This window comes from Microbulbifer mixtoriginis (SeqCode), assembly GCF_052466695.1.
The window spans coordinates 168,894-186,303 of sequence record NZ_CP174285.1 but is presented as its reverse complement, the minus strand read 5'-3'; the positions used below and the strand labels follow the sequence as shown (position 1 = coordinate 186,303).

Below are 17,410 nucleotides of genomic sequence, written 5' to 3'. Positions count from 1 at the left end.
GAAAGGACTATTTGAGCAAAATGAAACGCCTTTTTATAACTGAGAGCAAAAAATCAAATAATCTCCAAAACTATTTTCCCACTTCTCATCCTCAACCTGAGTATCAACAAAATTAATCGAAGTTAATCTACCAATCGAGGACCTTTCAAGCAAACTGTGCCGCCCCCACCTTGTTCCAACGATAGATTCCCAATGCTCATCAACTCAGAATTGCCAATCATTCTATGCAAAGCCGTCCTCACATATAGATAGCGCCAACCAAACAAATCACAAGATGGTACAAATGCATACCCTTCGGAGAGTAAAGAGTTATGAAATCAAGCCATAGGACCATCGATTGAAGTAAGAGGTTGAATTGAATGACAATTCATAATCTCAATAACATTCAAGACTGAAAGCTCCAAGCTTACGAATATGAAAGGGTTTCAATTATTTCAGCAAAGGTAAGAGACTCACCTCTTTTACCATCAGCTGGCTCAATCAAGATTTTTCAAGTATAAAAATACAAAAAATTCACTCTAGGGAAGGATTGTAGTCAATGAGTTTTACTTTCAATCTCCATTTTTTAAAGGTCTTTCTACTTTTAAGTCTCCTTGTTGGTACAACAACCACCCATGCCAAATCTCCTGTTAATGAAGAGGCATTTACTTTCACGACCTGGAATAAGCAGACTGCAGACGGCTATAAGGGCTTCTTTGAGGTAATTGAGAATCGTAGTAATCCGGAGAGCCGCTCACTGAAACTTCACTATGTACGCTTCCCTACAACCGGAAAAAAGTCGGGCCCGCCGATTATTTATCTTGCCGGTGGCCCTGGTGGATCGGGCATCATGGCCGTCAACTATCGTTTTGATATGTTTATGGCTTTGCGGGAGTACGGCGATGTGATCGCCCTGGACCAGCGTGGCGCCGGCCGCTCCAACGATCTGCCTCACTGTGAATCTCGGCAGGTTGTTCCCACCCTGAAAAAAACAACTGATACCCAATACATCGAATATCATCGCGAAGCTCTGCGTGAATGCCTAGCATTCTGGCATCAAAAGGGGGTCGATCTAGCCGGTTACAACACCCTGGAAAACGCTCGCGACCTGGAGGCGCTGAAACAACATCTGGGGGTAGAGAAGATTGTGTTATGGGGCACTTCTTACGGCAGCCACCTTGCTCTAGCGGCAATAAGGGAGATAGAAGACTCCATAGACAGAGTGATCCTTTCCAGTGCTGAAGGCCTGGATCAAACTGTTAAATTACCCGTACGAACGGGTTCTTATTTAGATCGACTGCAACTCGCCCTGGACCAGCAACCCGCAGCCAAAGTGGCCTACCCTGACATCAAGGTTCTTTTCGATAGAGTGCACACAAAGCTGGAGCGGGCCCCAGTCAAAATCCAGATCCCTCAGCGGGAAGGCCACACTCTGGAGTACCTGCTTCAGCGTAGAGACATGCAACAAATTGCCTCCGCTTTTATTGCCGACCCCAAAAGTGTCGCCCACTTGTTAGGCTTCTATCGAACTCTTGATTTGGGGCATGTTCCGGCTTTCGATCGAGTTCCCAGGCGCTACTTTCCCGATGGATTCTTGAGTCCAGGCTCTCCAATTTCCCTGAGTGCCATGCCAACGGCAATAGATATAGCCTCAGGTATAAGCACACAGCGAAAGTCTGAAGTGAAGGAGCAAGCAAAAACCGCCCTGTTAAGTGACTACCTCAACTTTTCCTATCACTACGATGGTTTGGCTGAACAGTTAGACCTGGGTGATGCTTTTCGCAGCAACCCCCATAGCAATATTCCCATTTTGCTATTCAGTGGCACTCTTGATGGCAGAACTTACATAGAGAGCCAGCAAGAGGCAATGGCAGGACTTAGTAATGCCACACTGGTAACAGTAGAAAATGCCGGTCACAATTTATTTATGGCATCCCCAGCGATACAAGACACCATCAACTCGTTCATGGAGGGGCGCCCAATCGAAAAAACCACTCTTACGGTGGATTTACCAGATTTCTCACCACAATAAGGCTTGCCCACCCAGATAGCGGCAGGTCAATAGTGCCTGCTGCCATATCCAGCCCACATTCCCTCGTTTACCCAGCCCTTGCACATTAATCTTTCAATAGATGAAATTGGAGGCGGGGGATGACCAATATCACCGACGAAGTTCATCGTGGTGCCATCTGCGACCTGCGAGCGTTGCAACAACCCGGTCTACAGACTTTCAAACGATATATTCGTGGAAGCTTGCCGGGACCGCCCTTTTGGCGGCTCACAGGTATGCAGCCAACGGAAGCAGGGTTGGGCAAAGCCACTTACTCAATGCCCATCACTCCCTGGCTGGCAGACGGCACCGGGGTCTACTGGGGTGGTATTTACGCGATGTTCGCCGACGCGCCCCTCGCCTCTGCAATTTGGACGACTCTCCCGGCCGGTAAAGTACTTAGCACTTCTGAGTTGAATATGTGTTTTATCCGGCCAATTACCAGCAACACCCAGAATATTGTTGGCCGGGCCACGACTGTGCATTCCGGTAGCCAGGTGGGGCTCTCCAGCATTCAGATCAACGATCAAGATGGCAGAACCCTCGCCTATGGAAGTACCCGCTGCCTAATTGCAGACTTCCCAGTCAATCCCGATCAGGAGCTACCTCTGCCAGACCTGGGACCAACCGATCCCCCAGACCCCTATCTCAGACCGCCACCCAAACCCTATTTCTGTGATATGGGGCATCTACCGGAACAGGTACCTATTGAGCTTCAGCGAACTACCATCAATGAGGGCCGCATTCACCCCGTATGGTTGCTCACCGGTTACCGCGCCATCGAAATCGAGAACGGCCGCTGTATTTCTACCATGCCCTCATCCCCCTGGTTCTCTAACGGCACCCTGTCTATCTACGGAGGACTGCTGGCCTGGGCGGCGGACTTCACTATGGGGGCGGCCGTATATTCCACCTTACCGGCGGGCAGTATATTTGCCACCTTAGATATGCATATCCGCTTTGCCAGACCGGCCAAGCTCAACAGTGGGGACCTGATCCTCGAGGCGCAAGTTCTTCACCGCGGCCGCCAGCTACGGGTTTCCTCTTGTAATATCGATACCCCCAGCGGCAAACGCGTGGCAATTGCCACGGGCTCAGCACTAATGATTCCAGGGGGTGCACAAATGTTGAGCGATGGTAAAGAGCCCGATGAGATCATTGCTACCGCTACCTCTGGTAAGCCCTGGACCCCTTAAATCAAATTCCCTGCCAGCACCGCGGCTATCTTCAGGTAAAATGCCCCACATCTATGAAAGGGGTAAGTCCCCAATTACACTTTGACCAAGTAGCCACCAAACTTACTGGCGGCACAATCCAATTACTATTGCAGGAAACATACTATGGCCTCACTGCAAGACCAGCTGTTACAAGCAGGACTCGTCGACAAGAAAAAAGCCAAACAGATCGGTAAGGAAAAGCGCAAGCAACAGAAAGTTGCAAAGAAATCTTCACAACCACAGGTAGATGAAACAAAGTTAGCCGCGCAGCAAGCGCGTGCGGATAAGGCTGCACGGGATCGCGCCCTGAATGCCGAACGTGACGCTGCGGCTCAACAGAAGGCCATCGCAGCACAAATCAAGCAGCTGGTGAACAATAACCGCCAGCCCTACTCAGGTGAAACCGCCTATAACTTTACCTTTGATAAAAAAATCAAAACTATCTATGTCAGTGAAATCCTGCGGGATCATCTCATTGCCGGCCGGTTGGTGATTGTCGCCCAGGGTGAACAGTTTGAACTGGTACCCAGAGTGATCGCCGACAAAATTGCCGAGCGCAATACCGAAATCATTGTCAAACCTACCGAAACTTCGACCTCGGTGGACGAAGACGACCCCTACGCCGACTTCCAGATCCCCGACGACCTGATGTGGTAAGCCGGTACATGGAGCAACAAGTTACACAGACAGTGGAACAATGGCTCACCGATGTTGTGGTGGGCCTAAACCTCTGCCCTTTTGCGCGCAAACCACTACGCGCAGGCCAGATTCGTTATAAGGTCTGTAAGGCAAACAACGAGGATGCTTTACTAGCAGACCTCCTTGCTGAGCTTCAACGACTCGACAGTACGCCGGAAAACGAACTCCTGACTACCCTGCTGATTATTCCAAATTACCTAAAGGATTTTGCTGACTACAATCAATTCCTCGATCAGGCCGAATGGCTACTGAAGCGCAACCATTACGAAGGTATCTATCAGCTGGCCAGCTTCCACCCGGACTATCAATTCGCAGGTACTGCCCCAGAGGATGCCGAGAACCTCACCAATCGGGCACCCTACCCGATTTTGCACCTGCTGCGGGAAGAAAACCTAGCCAAAATGATTGATCTTTACCCAAACCCGGATGCTATTCCGGAAAATAATGTCCAAAAGGTAGAGTCTCTTACTCAGGAGGAGAAGCTAAAACTCTTTCCTTACCTTTTCCAGCAGCTGAAAAAATAAACGATGAAGCCCATCGCAGAACTTCTTCGCCTGAAGAAGAAACTCCGCATTATTGGCTTTGACGATGCCCCTTTCCAAAAAGAGCGGGGCTCACCTGTAAACATCAGCGGGATAATATGTACCGATACCCGCTTTGAAGGCATGCTCTGGGGTGAGGTACAAAAAGACGGCATGGATGCTACTGAAGTTATCACGCAAATATTGCAAAGCAGCAAGTTTTACCCCCAGATTAACGTGGTACTGATTGATGGCGTCGCCGTTGGAGGCTTTAATATCATAGATCTCCCCAAACTGGCTGAATCCTTGAAGCGCCCCTGTATCGCGGTAATGCGTAAACCACCGGATATGTCAGCCATTAATAAAGCCCTGAAAAACTTCCCTGATTATTCACTACGCAGGGAGATTCTACTTAAAGCAGGCAAGGTTTATTCTCACCGTAATTTTTACTTTCAGGTACAGGGCTGTGTCCCGAACATTGCCGCCCAGATACTTGAGCAAGCCACTGATAACGGCAATGTGCCTGAAGCCCTGCGTTTAGCGCATATGATAGGCGCAGCAGTAATGACTGGACAAAGTGGGAACAGAGCCTGAAACATCTCTTTAATGTATTTTCTTACCCTTGGCACCTTTGAATTTATTCTTTCCACAATCCAATTAAGGCTAAGAGTGAGGACATCTTTCATTGGATACCAAACTATTATCGGCGACCTGTATCTCAAAATAGGCTGTTAGGAATTCTTTTATCGATCTTTCTGCTCAGCTCCTCTCCCCCATATTGATCAACCCTCCCAAGATATCTCAAAATATCTATTATACTCAGCAGCAAGCAATAGTAATCTGAGTAAATCAGGATCACTCCAATGCCTCAATACTTCAATATCACCTACTGCCTTGACCTCAATATCACCAAGAAAGTAAATTACGCCTATATAGAGGATAATAAGCTGGAAGAAGGCTTTGTTGGTTACAGGTATCGAGTGGAATGTACATGCAGAGCAAAATACCAAGATCCTCCCACCGATATGTCATTCTTGAAAAAAATATTTAAAGCTGAGATTCAGGATCTCTGCGATCATGCTACGATTATTGATTATCAAGACCCCTTTTTAAAGGAAATTATTAACTCCATAGAATACATGGGCATAATCCATCAACAACAAAAAAAGGCACAATTTATTCAAGCGAACTCCAAAATTGGGAAATTGTGTATAACACCCTTTAAACCAAGCTCCGAAAACCTCGCTAAAGCTTGGCATGGTGCCATTCATCAAAGAGTTGCCGCCAATAGCTCAGACCTAGATATTAATTTCGAAAAGATCAAAGTCTGGGAAACCAACAATTGGTATACAGAGTTCTCTGTAGATCTGCAATTAAAATAGTGGAGAGTGATAGCAAAACAAGTTTCACTTAGAGTGGACCACTCGGGTACATTTCAAGGCTATTTTCACTGGTTTTTAATGAAAGTAGCCCTGAATATTAAAAGGTACTGCAATCTATAGAATAACAGCTCTATCCCTCGAGCCAGAGGTGAAAAGAGCGACTAAAGAAAACTGGCTAAACCCTTGATCCGTTGAAAGAAACTCCTTGCACCAAAAGTGTAAATCTTCAGAAAATGCAGCCATAGCGGATTGTTTATCGTCATCAGTTTTAAACTGAGATTCTTGAAATTGCTTTTCCAGCGCGGTGAAGTGACAGCGAACAACAGCCTGGGCATCATTCTTTCTTTGGTCATCCGTGACGGTCAGGGTTAATTGCGAGCTGATGGGTTCCCACTGAATAAGAAAATAACGAGAACTGTCATTTACATTTTTACTTAGCTTGGAAATAGCCAGCTCAAGGCTTTCGGCAAGATCCTGATAAATACCCTCACTGCTTAATGCCTGACTTTCCGCATTATATATTTCATACTCCGTATTATCCCCCTCTACCGCTTCAAAGGCGGATATCGAATGACTCATATCCCAAATTAAACCCATAACTCCTCCAGCCAGTCGATCGATTACTTTTACAAGTGAACTATTTTACGACGTTCACGGCCTCCGTACATCCACTTACGAGGTTCAATTGACTGTATAGATTATAAGCAGTGATCTAGGCCAAGACTGTTATATTTCAGATACTCAGAAAAGGACTATGAGGACTACCTGCCCTCAATTTCGGTCAATTTCCGCGACTTGTGACAGTCTAAAAACCTAACCCCATTTGCCAACCGCAGCCTTTACTTGTTTGTGGGGCGCTGAGATACACGCATGGTGATGTCCGCGTGAAACACTTCCTCACCGTTAGCATCGAAGACACCCACGGGCATAACCACATCACCAACCTGAATAGATGAAAAATCTGGATACTCACAAACCGCGCGCAGGTTGGTTTTTGCCATTTTCAGGTACTTAACTTCCATCCCCACGGGTATCCAACGAAAGCGGCGATCCAGAGAAACATCCAAGCAGACCCCGCCGGCTAGTTCGGCAGCATTACACATCGCAATCGCATGCACTGTGCCTATATGGTTTGTCACTCCCCAACGTTTCTTCAGCAATACTTCTACACGCCCCGGTGATACCTCAGCAAAGCAGGGCTTAATAGACCTAAAGTAAGGTGCTTTGAAAGCGACCACCTTCGAAACTGTCCAACGCCCAAACGCCGAACCACCAAACTTCTTCCAAAGCTGCAAAACTGCACTCTTCGAGGACTGATACTCCATCTTGTCTCACTACCTTAACCGTTTACTGATAAGCCCTTTGCTAAGGGGCTTGTTAACGGGGGCACTATACAACATCTCTTCTCTAAATCAGGTAATCAGAACTATCAGGGTAATTGACCCTCAAGTGCGCCTAGGGGTTGCCCAAAGACAAAGGAAGCGGAAGATGACCTGTACTCAAGCCTGTGTAGGCTCTCATCCACAGTTTAACCATGCATGCCAACCCTGCACTGAAATTAGCATTTAAATAGAAAGTAAAAGTCGAAAAGCTAAAAACACATTCACCGGAACTTAAATATCTATCTATAGCTTGTGAATTGTGAGAACCATTTCTTATCGACAACATGTAATACTTGAAGAAATTTTACCTATGAATCTACAGCAAAATCAAAAAAACCTAAAAACCATCTTTAACTTGTATGCTGGTTATTGTTTAATTTCGTAAGTTAAAATCATAAAAGTCTAAATACTAACATTTAATAAAAGAGGCTTGCCAATGCCTATTGAGCGATTAAGAACTCCCGAAGAGCGCTTTTCCCTTCTGCCAGGCTTTCCCTATCAACCAAAATACATCGATACTCTGGATGGATACGATTCAATGCGTATGGCCTACATTGATGAAGGCACCTCTGATGCAGAAACAACATTTCTTTGCCTACATGGGGAACCAACCTGGAGCTATCTGTACCGAAAAATGATTCCAGTATTCATAGAAGCTGGGCACCGGGTTATTGCTCCTGATCTCTTTGGTTTTGGTCGTTCCGATAAACCAACAGATGACAATACTTACACCTTTAATTTTCATCGCAACAGCCTGATACAACTTATTGAACACCTAGACCTAAAAAATATCACTTTGGTATGCCAGGACTGGGGTGGACTTCTAGGCCTCACTCTGCCAATGGATATGCCGGAAAGATTTACACGATTACTGGTAATGAATACTGCGATTGCAGCGGGGGATGGCGCTTCGGAAGGTTTTTATCAATGGAGAAATTTTTCTGTCAGTGTTCCAGAGATACCGGTAGGCGGCTTAATTGCCACTGATGCCAGATCGGAAATCAATCTATTTGATATAGTAGCTTATGATGCTCCCTTTCCCGATAACCGCTATAAGGCCGGTGTTCGTCGCTTCCCCTCAATTGTTCCCGTTGATCCCGACATGGAGGGGGTAGAACTGGGGCTAGAGGCCAGAAATTTCTGGTCCAAGACCTGGGAAGGCGAAAGCTATATGGCAATTGGAATGAGGGATGCCGTACTCGGTGAAAAAGTAATGGAAATGCTTAGGGGGATTATCAAAAATTGTCCTCCGCCTCTCAAGATTGAAGAGGCTGGTCACTTCGTACAGGAATATGGCAAGGAAATTGCTGAAAAAGCCCTATCTCATTTTCAACTACAAAAACCTGCCCAATAGATAAGAGTTAAAAAATTAGTGTTCATTGCATCTAAATCAGGCCGAATTAACGGCCTGATTTACTAATCGAATAATTTAATCAACACAACTCAGTTATTGACAGTAAAACTGCTCGACTTGCCTGAGTAGCTGCTAACCTTCCCTGTCCAGCCACTTTTCCAGTTTCCCTTGTGTTTTATGCGATAAGTACCCGCAGGAGTATCCTCACCAATTACCCACTGCCCTTCAGCAAAGGAGCAGGCCAGGCAGTCTACCGCAGTATCCCGTGCCCAGATAAAGCGAGTATCCAAGTCATTGTCAGTAAGATAGGTTTCCCAGTTGCCATTTACCTTACGTTGAATCTCTATAAAGGTGTCTCCCGTTCTGAAATCGTTACGGGGATGACCGGAGCGAAAACTCGCGGAGACAGTATCACCAACAGAATAGTTGCTACGTACATCATTCCAAACCTGGCCGAAGGATTCCCATAGGCGCTTATCATCGTAGACGACACCAATGACATGAATAATTTGGTCATTCGATAAATCTGTTGGTGTCGGCCCTGCATCCACCGCCAGATTATTATTCATGGCGTTGGCCATGCCTGTATAAATCTGCTGATAAGCCGCCAAGGTATTAGGCCCATAGATCGTGTGCCCCCCCTCATAGTGTTGTCTGTCAAATTCTTCATGAGTAGTCACATAACCGGTATAAGCATTGGCCAAACCGGCAATAACTACCCTGGTAACACCGTGTCCCTGCATTGAGGCCAATACCTTTTCTTCCAGGCGGCGACCAGCCATAGTGGTCATTTCACTCGGCGCGGCCACTAGGACCAGGGACCCAATGCGAAACATCTGAAATGGCAGATAAGGGGTATACAGCTGCTGCCCTATTACTTTACGCTCAACAAAAGTGGGTTTGGGATATTGGCAAGGATCATCCTGTGTATCCTTATAAACTGCAGCCGCAGAGAAAGCGTTCATTAACCCAAAGAGCGGGAAACCTCTGATCACTGATTCGAATAGGCTTTCGCTGCGGTCCCACTCAGTGCCTTCGTTTTCAACTGACATCCCCTCGAAAATACCATCAATCCCACTGGGACCATCCCAGGAAGAGCCAGCTGTGAATGACCAGCCCACGGCACCTTCGCAAATGTTTTGCTGCCCTTCGCCAGTATATTCCCCGGCTACGGTATAACCGGGGAAATATATGTATTGATGGCGATAATCAAGATTGTTCAATAATTTATTGTTCGAGGTGCTGTAAAGAGACTTCGCTTTGTTTGCCTGTTTTTCTGCAGCCAACTCAAGACTCTCATATTCACTGGAGCCACAACCATTCCCTGGGCCACAAATATTGGGAGAAGCGTCACCTAGATTACTATTGGCAAAGGCCGCAACAAGATTTCCTGTCGAGTCTGTCTGATTTGAAGCCCATTGCTCAAATAAATAACTGGCAGCCCCCTTGTGATCACTACTCAACTGACGTTGACTGGTACCGAGTGAAACATTGTGTAGCGCAAACCAGTTAATAATACCCAATGCTTTATTATTCGCATTAACCAGCTTGAGCTGCGTCATAGTTTTGTTGGTATCGTATTGGTAATTGCTCGTATCCGGATTTTGCGCGTAGGGCTCCGGGTTGCGGTTGACACTCGTGTTGAGCAAGGTACCTTGCTCCAGGTAAATGTCGCCCTCTGCCAAACTGCTATTTGCCATAACAATAGATTGGTAGATACCTTCTACGATCGCGTTATAGTTATCTTCCGCATAACCCAGTGCACTCATATTGAGCATCACATAGTGATCATAACCTCCAGGACCTACGTGGGTGTGGGTGGCCGTGAGCATCACATTTTCATCTGTAAAGCGGTCGTTGCCATACCTACTCTTGAGCTTAGCAACCACACCCTGTTTAACACCTTGAGTAATACTCTGTAAATCGGCGGAAACAAATACTAGACGCTGACTATCCTGAGGATTGGCGATTACAAAAGCACGGGACCACAAGCGGCTATGAATTCCTTTGGTTGTCTGACTGGTTTCTCCATAACCAACCATACCAACATCGGCGGCTGGCCCAGTGATATCGTATTTACCCGTACCTAACAGCCACTCTGCACTAAGAGCCAGGGGGGAGAATCCAAACAGTATAAAAAATGTGGTATACCATCGAATTATTTTTGTCTTCATTTTTTCTCCATAATTTTTATACGAAAAGTCCTTTCAAAGGCCCTCTATCCTTGATTTCAAGGCGCCAAGAAGCCAGTCCCTTCCGAAAAAATCAGCTTGATATTGTGTGATAAAAACTGGCCGAACCAGTGGATACCTGTGAGTAATTACCAACTACTCACAACGGTTTTCTCTTCCTGATACCGCTGCCTTAGCATTCTAGAAACTGCGAAGAATGATCGGCAGGGTCGATGTCCTTGATCGCACCAGGCGTTTATTATTCTGTAAAGGCACGCGGGTGCCAGCATACTCTAATTATCCCAGTCAGTGTGGTTAACAGAACTCAACGGCCGCCAAAATAAATCTGACATGTTAAATTTCAAAGTAATACCAACCCAACAAAAAACAGAAATAACAATTAATTATTTCTGTTTGCACCAACTGACAGCACTATTCATCTTATAAAGCACAACAATAAAAAGATGACTCGCGCGTTCTAACAAACACTTGATCAGCCGCTCATCTACCATGGCGATAAAGGACGTAATGAAAAAAAAGACCGATAAAACTCATAGGCTTCCAGTAAACAATCACTGAGGAATGCTGGGAAGGGGATCAAAGTATGGCCAGGTCTTTTCCGGATAAAATGACCTACAAATGGGATAAAATAGAGAAAAGTATACCTTGGCTATTTAGTCACGAAAATCCCGATATTCCAGAAAGAAACTTTATTGCCCAGAAAGGGCCCTAAGATGAGTTGCAAATAATGAATAAGCAGTGGTTAGCAAATGCGTATTAAATTACTCAAAGCGGGTTTCACCTCCCTATTCTTACTCGGCATCACACCTCTCTCCATGGCCGCAACCAACTGTAAGGTCAATATGGTTGTCCAAAGTCAATGGGATAAGGGCTATATGGCCTCTGTAGTGGTCCGCAATACTGGCACAGAACCTATTAATGGCTGGAACCTTAATTGGCAATGGCCCGGAGACCAGGTAATTGACGGCTCCTGGAATGCCAAAATTTCCCAAAATGGCAATACTGCAACAGCGGAAGGTACAGGTGACTTTGCCAATATTCCTGTGGGTGAGGCTCGCTCTTTTGGCTTTAATATCGCCTACTCTGGAGGAACACAAGTCCCCTCCAAAATCAATGCCAGTTGTCAGAATCAGCAAACCCCTCCACCGACAACATCAGAGCCACCGAAAACCAGCCCGCCCTTATCAGCAATAGAGAGCTACAACTATATTTTGGGCACCCAGACTATCAGCCCTAAGTACAGTTTCACAGGCGAAGGCTCTCTAGTCGAATCCGCTAAAGCCATCCGCGCAATGGGGTCCAACCTACTTAAGATCGCCCTGTCTACCGGCTTGTACGATGAGCTTAACGGCTTGGGCCTTGACTACCAGTTCAAACGTATGCTGGAAGAAGTACCCGCTTACCGAGAGGTGCTTGATATGGACTTCTCCCACTATATGTTCTGGGTGGAGGACTCCGGATCTTGGATGGACAATAAAGGCATGTCTCAGGAAGAGCTCACCTGGCAGTACGATAAGATTTATGCGATGGCCGAGTATCTGTTAACGAAATACAGCGGCTCAGGTAAAACGTTTATGATCGGTCATTGGGAGGGCGACTGGAACCTCGTGCAAAAAGCCGATGGAACACGGGACGACAACCAAGTGAAGATTGACCCGCTGCGTATTCAGGGATTGATCGACTGGCTCAATATTCGCCAAAAAGCCATTGAAGATGCCAAGGCCAACATTCCCCACTCCAACGTCAACTTGTATCATTATGTAGAGGTGAATCGGGTTGAATCCGCAATGCAGGGTAAAGAGCGCATCACCAACGCCGTGTTACCACACACCAATATCGACCTCGTTTCCTACTCAGCCTATGATCTGACTACTAAAGAGAAACATTCTGATTTCGCCACCCTACACGCCGAGCTAACTAAAGCACTGGACTTTATTGAGTCAAAACTGCCGAAAAAAACTGGCCTGCCCTTCGAAAAGCGGGTGTTTATCGGTGAATACGGTTACGGTGAATCTTGGTTTAAAGACTGGGGCACCCGCTCTGGTGAAGCGCAAGATATGTTGTCTCGCAATGTAATTAAAACCTCTCTTGAGTGGGGCTCTCCCTTTATTCTTTACTGGCAGATGTACGGGAACGAATACGATAGCTGGATTAAAGAATTTGTCGGTTACTGGTTGATTGATAACAATGGCAATAAAAAGGAGATTTATCAAACCCACAAGAATTTTTACACTGATGCCAAGAGCTATCTAAATAACTATCACACCAAGCAGGGGGCTTTACCCTCAGAGTCTGAATTCCGGGATTTTGCCCTAAAATGGTTTGAATCCTCTACTGCTACTAAACCTGACAACACCACTGAGCCCACATCAGGTACGAACACTGGGAACGGCACTAATACTGGAACTGAGCCAACACCCGCAGAACAACCCCAAGCCTCAGGTCAATGTACGGTGGAATACGCCATTCAAAATGACTGGGGTAATGGATTTATGGCCAATATTGTCATACGCAATACCGGGGATCAGCCACTGGATGCTTGGCAAATAAAATGGCAATGGCCGGGCAACCAAAAAGTAACCCACTTTTGGAATGCTAAGGTGGTTGACCACTCTGGCTCGGTAACTGCTAGCGGCCAGGATGTTATTCCACCAGGAGAGGCACGTGCCTTTGGATTTAATGGCGAGTATAGCGGAACCAATAGTCAGCCAACTCTTAATGCCACCTGCCAAGCCAGCGGTTCATCCCAGGTTGGCACCGGCAATCCAGCAACTCCCCCCGTAGCCGGAAACCAACCCGACGATCACGGAAGCTCCTCTCAGGATGGTGCCGGTAAAATCAAACTTTGGTTTATAGGGGATTCAATCACCTATGGTATGACCACCCTGCCCTACAACTCAATGGGGTTCCGCTCACAAATCTGGCAGCAAATCGTCGAGGCCTCTGATGGGAAATCCAGCTTTCCCCTAAGCAGTAGCGATAATAACGGCAGCCTGACCATTAGCTATAATGGTCAGCCCGTAGAAACTATTGGTACTGTGAGTGGCCCAACCGGACCCGATGGAGTAGAGAAGAAGACTGGAAATTACTGGCATACCGGAATTCCTGGAGCAAGTACGAGCGATATGCAGTGCTTTCTTAATCCTACAGGCCATCAAATCCCAGCAGGTTATAGCTCTGCCAGCTGCGCAGATGCTATTGCCTACTTTAATTCTGTCGTTACTGAAATGTGTCGTGAAAGTGGTAACAGCGCAGGGTGGTTAGACAACCAAGCCTGCCCATTAAACCTAAATCTGGCGGCATCAGATGCTATTATTGTGCCTATCCAGCTGGGCACAAACGATATCACCCATCTCAACCGGAATGGCGCTACCCAATGTAGTGCGGCTCCGAAGGCTGGGAGTCTAACGGCTAAGCGCCTAGACGAAGTAGTGGAAAGCATTATCTCTAGCAATAATACTCGAGATAAAGCAACGTTGGTGGGCAAAATATACAGCCACCTAAGTGCAATGGGTATACCGGATAATAAAATTGCCTTTGTAATTTCCACCATTCCCCGTAGAACGAACTTGGATGGTCAAGACCCTTCCAACCATTGTACGGACTATTACAACACGAAAATCAAAAGTACTATTGCTAGTATCACTCCTCCGGTAAAGATTCTTCTTGTTGATCAGGGCAATATTGTACCGACAGGTGATTCTGTACACCCAACAACAGCCGGACATAAAGTTATGGCCTGCAACTTGCTGTATGGCTATAACTATGGGCACTCAGAAAATTTTAATTGTCCTACCCCTAATAGCACACCAAAAACTGGATTACTGCAAGCTTTTGCTGCTGTATCAGTAAAATAGCCCCTATTAGCTATTAGCTATTAGCTATTAGAAAGGAGTTCTAAAAATTCTAGTATCCATTAAAAAATAGAAGTGATTTATTGCGGAGCATTTTTGCAAGATATAAAGTCCCCATGAATTGGTGCGGTATCATAAATAATTGTTACAGCCATAAAAGTACTGAAATCTTCCGTTAAATCGAAGAGGTCTACCACATCAATTGTGGCCGGACCTCTTCCTTCTACTGACCGGGCATAGCTAAGATGTAATGCAACTTGGTTAGCCTTTAACACACCCGAAAGTATATTGTTCAGTTTCATAGCACGATCACTAATTGACTGAAAAATATAGGAATAAAAACTCTCTACTGAGCATTTCCCAAAAATTGGCGAATAGACCAAAGCATGTTCTGTAAACAGTGAAAGAAGTGTATCCAAGTCCCCCCGCTCCAAGGCAGATAGATATTGGTAACAGAGCTGCTCGGTCTCTTTAGTATCTACAGGTTTCTTCATCATTTATCTTGCCTAGCCAAAGTTCGATCCACCATCTCACCACAAAGCCCAAGGTAATTATTGGGATCAAGCAGCTTATCCACTTCATTATCGGTTAAGGCCTTAGAAACCTCATTATTCTCCTTTAATAGATCCGCAAATGGTCGATCAGTTTCCATTGCTTGACAGCAAATTTTGTAAACAAGATCGTGAGCTTTCTCACGGCCAATCTTTGGGCCTAGCCCCATCATCACCGCTTCAGAAGAAACCAAACCTCCAGTCATCTGTAAATTTCGCATCATATTATCTGGGTGTACATTGAGACCCCGCAACGCGAACTTCGCCTGTGCCAATGCCGCAGCGGATAAACAAAAGATTTCAGGAAGAACCACCCACTCAATCTCCCAGGTTCCCGTCGCACGCTCGTGATCTTCCTCCATAGCATTGAGTAACGCCGCCACCTGTTGTCGCACAATGGGCACTATTCCACTCATATATACTGAGGAAACTGGGTTGTGCTTTTGCGGCATAGTGCTAGAAGCACCGCGCCCCGCAGTGAAGGGCTCCGTGACCTCCCCAACTTCTGTCTGTGCCATCAGTTTGATATCTAGGGCTATCTTACTCAGAGTGCCGGTGATTAACCCCAATAGACAGGCGACTTCAGCTATCCGATCACGCATGGTATGCCAGGCGATAACAGGTATAGCGAGATTAAGCTCCTTCATAAGTCCAGCCTGCACCGCTAGGCCTTGATCTCCCAAGGAGGCTAGGTTTCCCGCAGCACCACCAAATTCCCCGACTAGGACTCGTTTCTTAATTTCTGCAAGCCGTTGCTGGTGCCGATGAAAACCCGCTAACCACACAGCTGCTTTATAGCCAAAGGTAATTGGTACAGCTTGTTGAAGGTTACTTCTCGCAACCATTGGCGTATCCCGGTAATCCTCGGCTAGAGAGGCCAGCGCACCGGCGATTTCATATACTTCCGTCTCCACAAGCATTAATGCTGCACGAATCTGCAATACAGTAGCGGTGTCGGTAATGTCCTGAGTTGTTGTGCCCCAGTGGCACCACTGCCCTAGCCCCCCCTTACAACGCTCAACTAACTGCTGTACAACTCCAAATACCGGATAGCCAATTAACTCTGTCTGGGATCTCAACTGCTCAAGGTCAATTTCTTCAGCACGACAATGTTGGCAAATCTCATCTGCTGCCTCTTTGGGAATGATATCAAGTCTCGCCTGTACCCTGGCCAAGGCAGCCTCTACATCCAAGTAGTACTGAACTCTTTGCCGGTCAGAAAAGATCTCACTCATGGCAGGAGTGCTAAAGAGACCAGAAAAGACCTGCGAGTCTATAAGAGTTGCAGCCATTGTTAACCTCCCAAATAACAGGTAACAGCAGCGCTTTAAAGCAAAGTGTAATAATCAAGAAGAGCATAAAATGAGGTAAATACAAGCATCAGTGTGCATATGCCACATTTTCTTTAAAGAGTAGACAATATTCCCAACTTTCAGAGACATTGGTATGATCCATAGCTGGTAAACTTAACCGGGTCAAATTAAGAGACTATGTAATCAAATTGAAGCAAAGTTGAGATATTCGCCGCTAACCAGCACCTAGGCCAAATGCTAAGTATCCGGTAATAGCCAACAGGAGCAGAAGCCCAATTAATCCCGCCCGACCAGGTAATTCTGCAGGTGATGACTGTATGTTTTTTTCACGTACATAGGTGTTAACAATTATTCTTGCTTCTTTAAGATTAATATTCTTGTATTCACGCAGAAGCTTCATAGCTTGAATCATTCGGCCACTTTCAATTGCATCAACTACATCTTCTTCCAATTTCATCATTGGTCCAATTACCGCTCAAGGAACTATAATTTTGGCATATAAAATATAAAAATTCATGAAACCTACTATAGTTATGTCGAACCATTCCTATTAGTGTAATTGGTTCTATAAGAACATCCCCTCAAGAACCTGACTACAAATACCCACAAATTCTTAAGCTATCTTTAATGTTACTGACTAAAAAAATAAAATAAATATTCTATAACCACCAAGAGTAAGCCACCACTTAATCCTTTTTTGCAACTACAAAGAAGTCAACTCGAGCAGGCGAAAATAAATTAGTATCAGCCCCTACTAACCAGGAGAAAGCCATCTTTGGAAACCCTAAAGACAGCAACCTTAAAGCACCTAGATCACACAAAAATATTACCAGTGAGACTTACAAGTGCGACAACTATACCCTTCTCACACACCGACCAACACAAGAGCCCCCCTTAACCCAATAAGATATTGAAA

14 protein-coding genes are annotated in these 17,410 nt (G+C 45.9%); 8 read left to right on the top strand and 6 right to left on the bottom strand.

Annotated features, from left to right (window positions below):
* Positions 1-538: 538 nt before the first annotated feature.
* The 6 genes from ACJJI0_RS00815 (at position 539) to ACJJI0_RS00790 (ending at position 5,848) form a co-directional block, all read left to right on the top strand.
* Entirely contained in the window at positions 539-2,011 is a 1,473-nt protein-coding gene (locus ACJJI0_RS00815; protein ID WP_444884253.1) for an alpha/beta hydrolase, read from the top strand.
* A gap of 119 nt (positions 2,012-2,130) precedes the next feature.
* Positions 2,131-3,225 (top strand): PaaI family thioesterase, encoded by a 1,095-nt coding sequence (locus tag ACJJI0_RS00810; protein WP_252082487.1) that lies wholly within the window; start codon positions 2,131-2,133, stop codon positions 3,223-3,225.
* 144 nt (positions 3,226-3,369) lie between these two features.
* On the top strand, positions 3,370-3,903 hold the full coding sequence (locus ACJJI0_RS00805) for a DUF2058 domain-containing protein (protein WP_252082489.1): 534 nt from the start codon (positions 3,370-3,372) through the stop codon (positions 3,901-3,903).
* Between the two features lie 8 nt (positions 3,904-3,911).
* Positions 3,912-4,469, top strand: coding sequence for a DUF1415 domain-containing protein (locus ACJJI0_RS00800; RefSeq protein WP_444884252.1), 558 nt, complete (start codon positions 3,912-3,914; stop codon positions 4,467-4,469).
* Positions 4,470-4,472: 3 nt separating this feature from the next.
* Positions 4,473-5,060, top strand: a complete 588-nt coding sequence (locus tag ACJJI0_RS00795) for an endonuclease dU (RefSeq protein ID WP_444884251.1) — start codon at positions 4,473-4,475, stop codon at positions 5,058-5,060.
* A 269-nt stretch (positions 5,061-5,329) separates the two neighbouring features.
* Positions 5,330-5,848: a 6-carboxytetrahydropterin synthase gene (locus ACJJI0_RS00790; RefSeq protein WP_444884250.1), complete on the top strand. Its 519-nt coding sequence runs from the start codon at positions 5,330-5,332 to the stop codon at positions 5,846-5,848.
* 114 nt (positions 5,849-5,962) lie between these two features.
* Here ACJJI0_RS00790 and ACJJI0_RS00785 read toward each other — a convergent pair whose 3' ends face one another.
* Both ACJJI0_RS00785 and ACJJI0_RS00780 read right to left on the bottom strand, forming a co-directional pair.
* Positions 5,963-6,445 (bottom strand): hypothetical protein, encoded by a 483-nt coding sequence (locus ACJJI0_RS00785; RefSeq protein WP_444884249.1) that lies wholly within the window; start codon positions 6,443-6,445, stop codon positions 5,963-5,965.
* Positions 6,446-6,687: 242 nt separating this feature from the next.
* On the bottom strand, positions 6,688-7,173 hold the full coding sequence (locus tag ACJJI0_RS00780) for a hotdog fold domain-containing protein (RefSeq protein ID WP_444884248.1): 486 nt from the start codon (positions 7,171-7,173) through the stop codon (positions 6,688-6,690).
* 493 nt (positions 7,174-7,666) lie between these two features.
* Between ACJJI0_RS00780 and ACJJI0_RS00775 the strand changes: the two genes are divergently transcribed.
* Positions 7,667-8,584, top strand: coding sequence for a haloalkane dehalogenase (locus ACJJI0_RS00775; protein ID WP_444884247.1), 918 nt, complete (start codon positions 7,667-7,669; stop codon positions 8,582-8,584).
* A gap of 89 nt (positions 8,585-8,673) precedes the next feature.
* Here ACJJI0_RS00775 and ACJJI0_RS00770 read toward each other — a convergent pair whose 3' ends face one another.
* Complete coding sequence (locus tag ACJJI0_RS00770; RefSeq protein ID WP_444884246.1) at positions 8,674-10,758, bottom strand: neutral/alkaline ceramidase; 2,085 nt, start codon at positions 10,756-10,758, stop codon at positions 8,674-8,676.
* A gap of 767 nt (positions 10,759-11,525) precedes the next feature.
* Here ACJJI0_RS00770 and ACJJI0_RS00765 point away from each other — a divergent pair.
* A complete protein-coding gene (locus ACJJI0_RS00765) occupies positions 11,526-14,633 on the top strand; it encodes a cellulose binding domain-containing protein (protein ID WP_444884245.1) in 3,108 nt (1,035 codons plus the stop codon).
* Positions 14,634-14,710: 77 nt separating this feature from the next.
* On the opposite strand, the gene ACJJI0_RS00760 is transcribed toward ACJJI0_RS00765, so the two are convergent.
* From ACJJI0_RS00760 to ACJJI0_RS00750, 3 genes are all read right to left on the bottom strand, one after another.
* Positions 14,711-15,127 (bottom strand): nuclear transport factor 2 family protein, encoded by a 417-nt coding sequence (locus tag ACJJI0_RS00760; protein ID WP_444884244.1) that lies wholly within the window; start codon positions 15,125-15,127, stop codon positions 14,711-14,713.
* Positions 15,124-16,473 carry a 3-carboxy-cis,cis-muconate cycloisomerase gene (gene pcaB / locus ACJJI0_RS00755; protein ID WP_444884243.1) on the bottom strand — a complete coding sequence of 450 codons (1,350 nt, stop codon included), beginning with the start codon at positions 16,471-16,473 and terminating at the stop codon, positions 15,124-15,126. The genes ACJJI0_RS00760 and pcaB overlap by 4 nt, the downstream gene beginning before the upstream one ends.
* A gap of 235 nt (positions 16,474-16,708) precedes the next feature.
* Entirely contained in the window at positions 16,709-16,951 is a 243-nt protein-coding gene (locus tag ACJJI0_RS00750) for a hypothetical protein (RefSeq protein ID WP_444884242.1), read from the bottom strand.
* Positions 16,952-17,410 lie beyond the last annotated feature (459 nt).

What these genes read in the sequence shown, in the direction of transcription:
- ACJJI0_RS00775 (WP_444884247.1), top strand. Translation starts at nt 7,667, where the DNA reads ATGCCTATTGAGCGATTAAGAACTCCCGAAGAGCGCTTTTCCCTTCTG.
- ACJJI0_RS00780 (WP_444884248.1), bottom strand. Translation starts at nt 7,173, where the DNA reads ATGGAGTATCAGTCCTCGAAGAGTGCAGTTTTGCAGCTTTGGAAGAAG.
- pcaB (WP_444884243.1), bottom strand. Translation starts at nt 16,473, where the DNA reads ATGGCTGCAACTCTTATAGACTCGCAGGTCTTTTCTGGTCTCTTTAGC.
- ACJJI0_RS00760 (WP_444884244.1), bottom strand. Translation starts at nt 15,127, where the DNA reads ATGATGAAGAAACCTGTAGATACTAAAGAGACCGAGCAGCTCTGTTAC.
- ACJJI0_RS00750 (WP_444884242.1), bottom strand. Translation starts at nt 16,951, where the DNA reads ATGAAATTGGAAGAAGATGTAGTTGATGCAATTGAAAGTGGCCGAATG.
- ACJJI0_RS00765 (WP_444884245.1), top strand. Translation starts at nt 11,526, where the DNA reads ATGCGTATTAAATTACTCAAAGCGGGTTTCACCTCCCTATTCTTACTC.
- ACJJI0_RS00795 (WP_444884251.1), top strand. Translation starts at nt 4,473, where the DNA reads ATGAAGCCCATCGCAGAACTTCTTCGCCTGAAGAAGAAACTCCGCATT.
- ACJJI0_RS00800 (WP_444884252.1), top strand. Translation starts at nt 3,912, where the DNA reads ATGGAGCAACAAGTTACACAGACAGTGGAACAATGGCTCACCGATGTT.
- ACJJI0_RS00785 (WP_444884249.1), bottom strand. Translation starts at nt 6,445, where the DNA reads ATGGGTTTAATTTGGGATATGAGTCATTCGATATCCGCCTTTGAAGCG.
- ACJJI0_RS00805 (WP_252082489.1), top strand. Translation starts at nt 3,370, where the DNA reads ATGGCCTCACTGCAAGACCAGCTGTTACAAGCAGGACTCGTCGACAAG.
- ACJJI0_RS00790 (WP_444884250.1), top strand. Translation starts at nt 5,330, where the DNA reads ATGCCTCAATACTTCAATATCACCTACTGCCTTGACCTCAATATCACC.
- ACJJI0_RS00810 (WP_252082487.1), top strand. Translation starts at nt 2,131, where the DNA reads ATGACCAATATCACCGACGAAGTTCATCGTGGTGCCATCTGCGACCTG.
- ACJJI0_RS00770 (WP_444884246.1), bottom strand. Translation starts at nt 10,758, where the DNA reads ATGAAGACAAAAATAATTCGATGGTATACCACATTTTTTATACTGTTT.
- ACJJI0_RS00815 (WP_444884253.1), top strand. Translation starts at nt 539, where the DNA reads ATGAGTTTTACTTTCAATCTCCATTTTTTAAAGGTCTTTCTACTTTTA.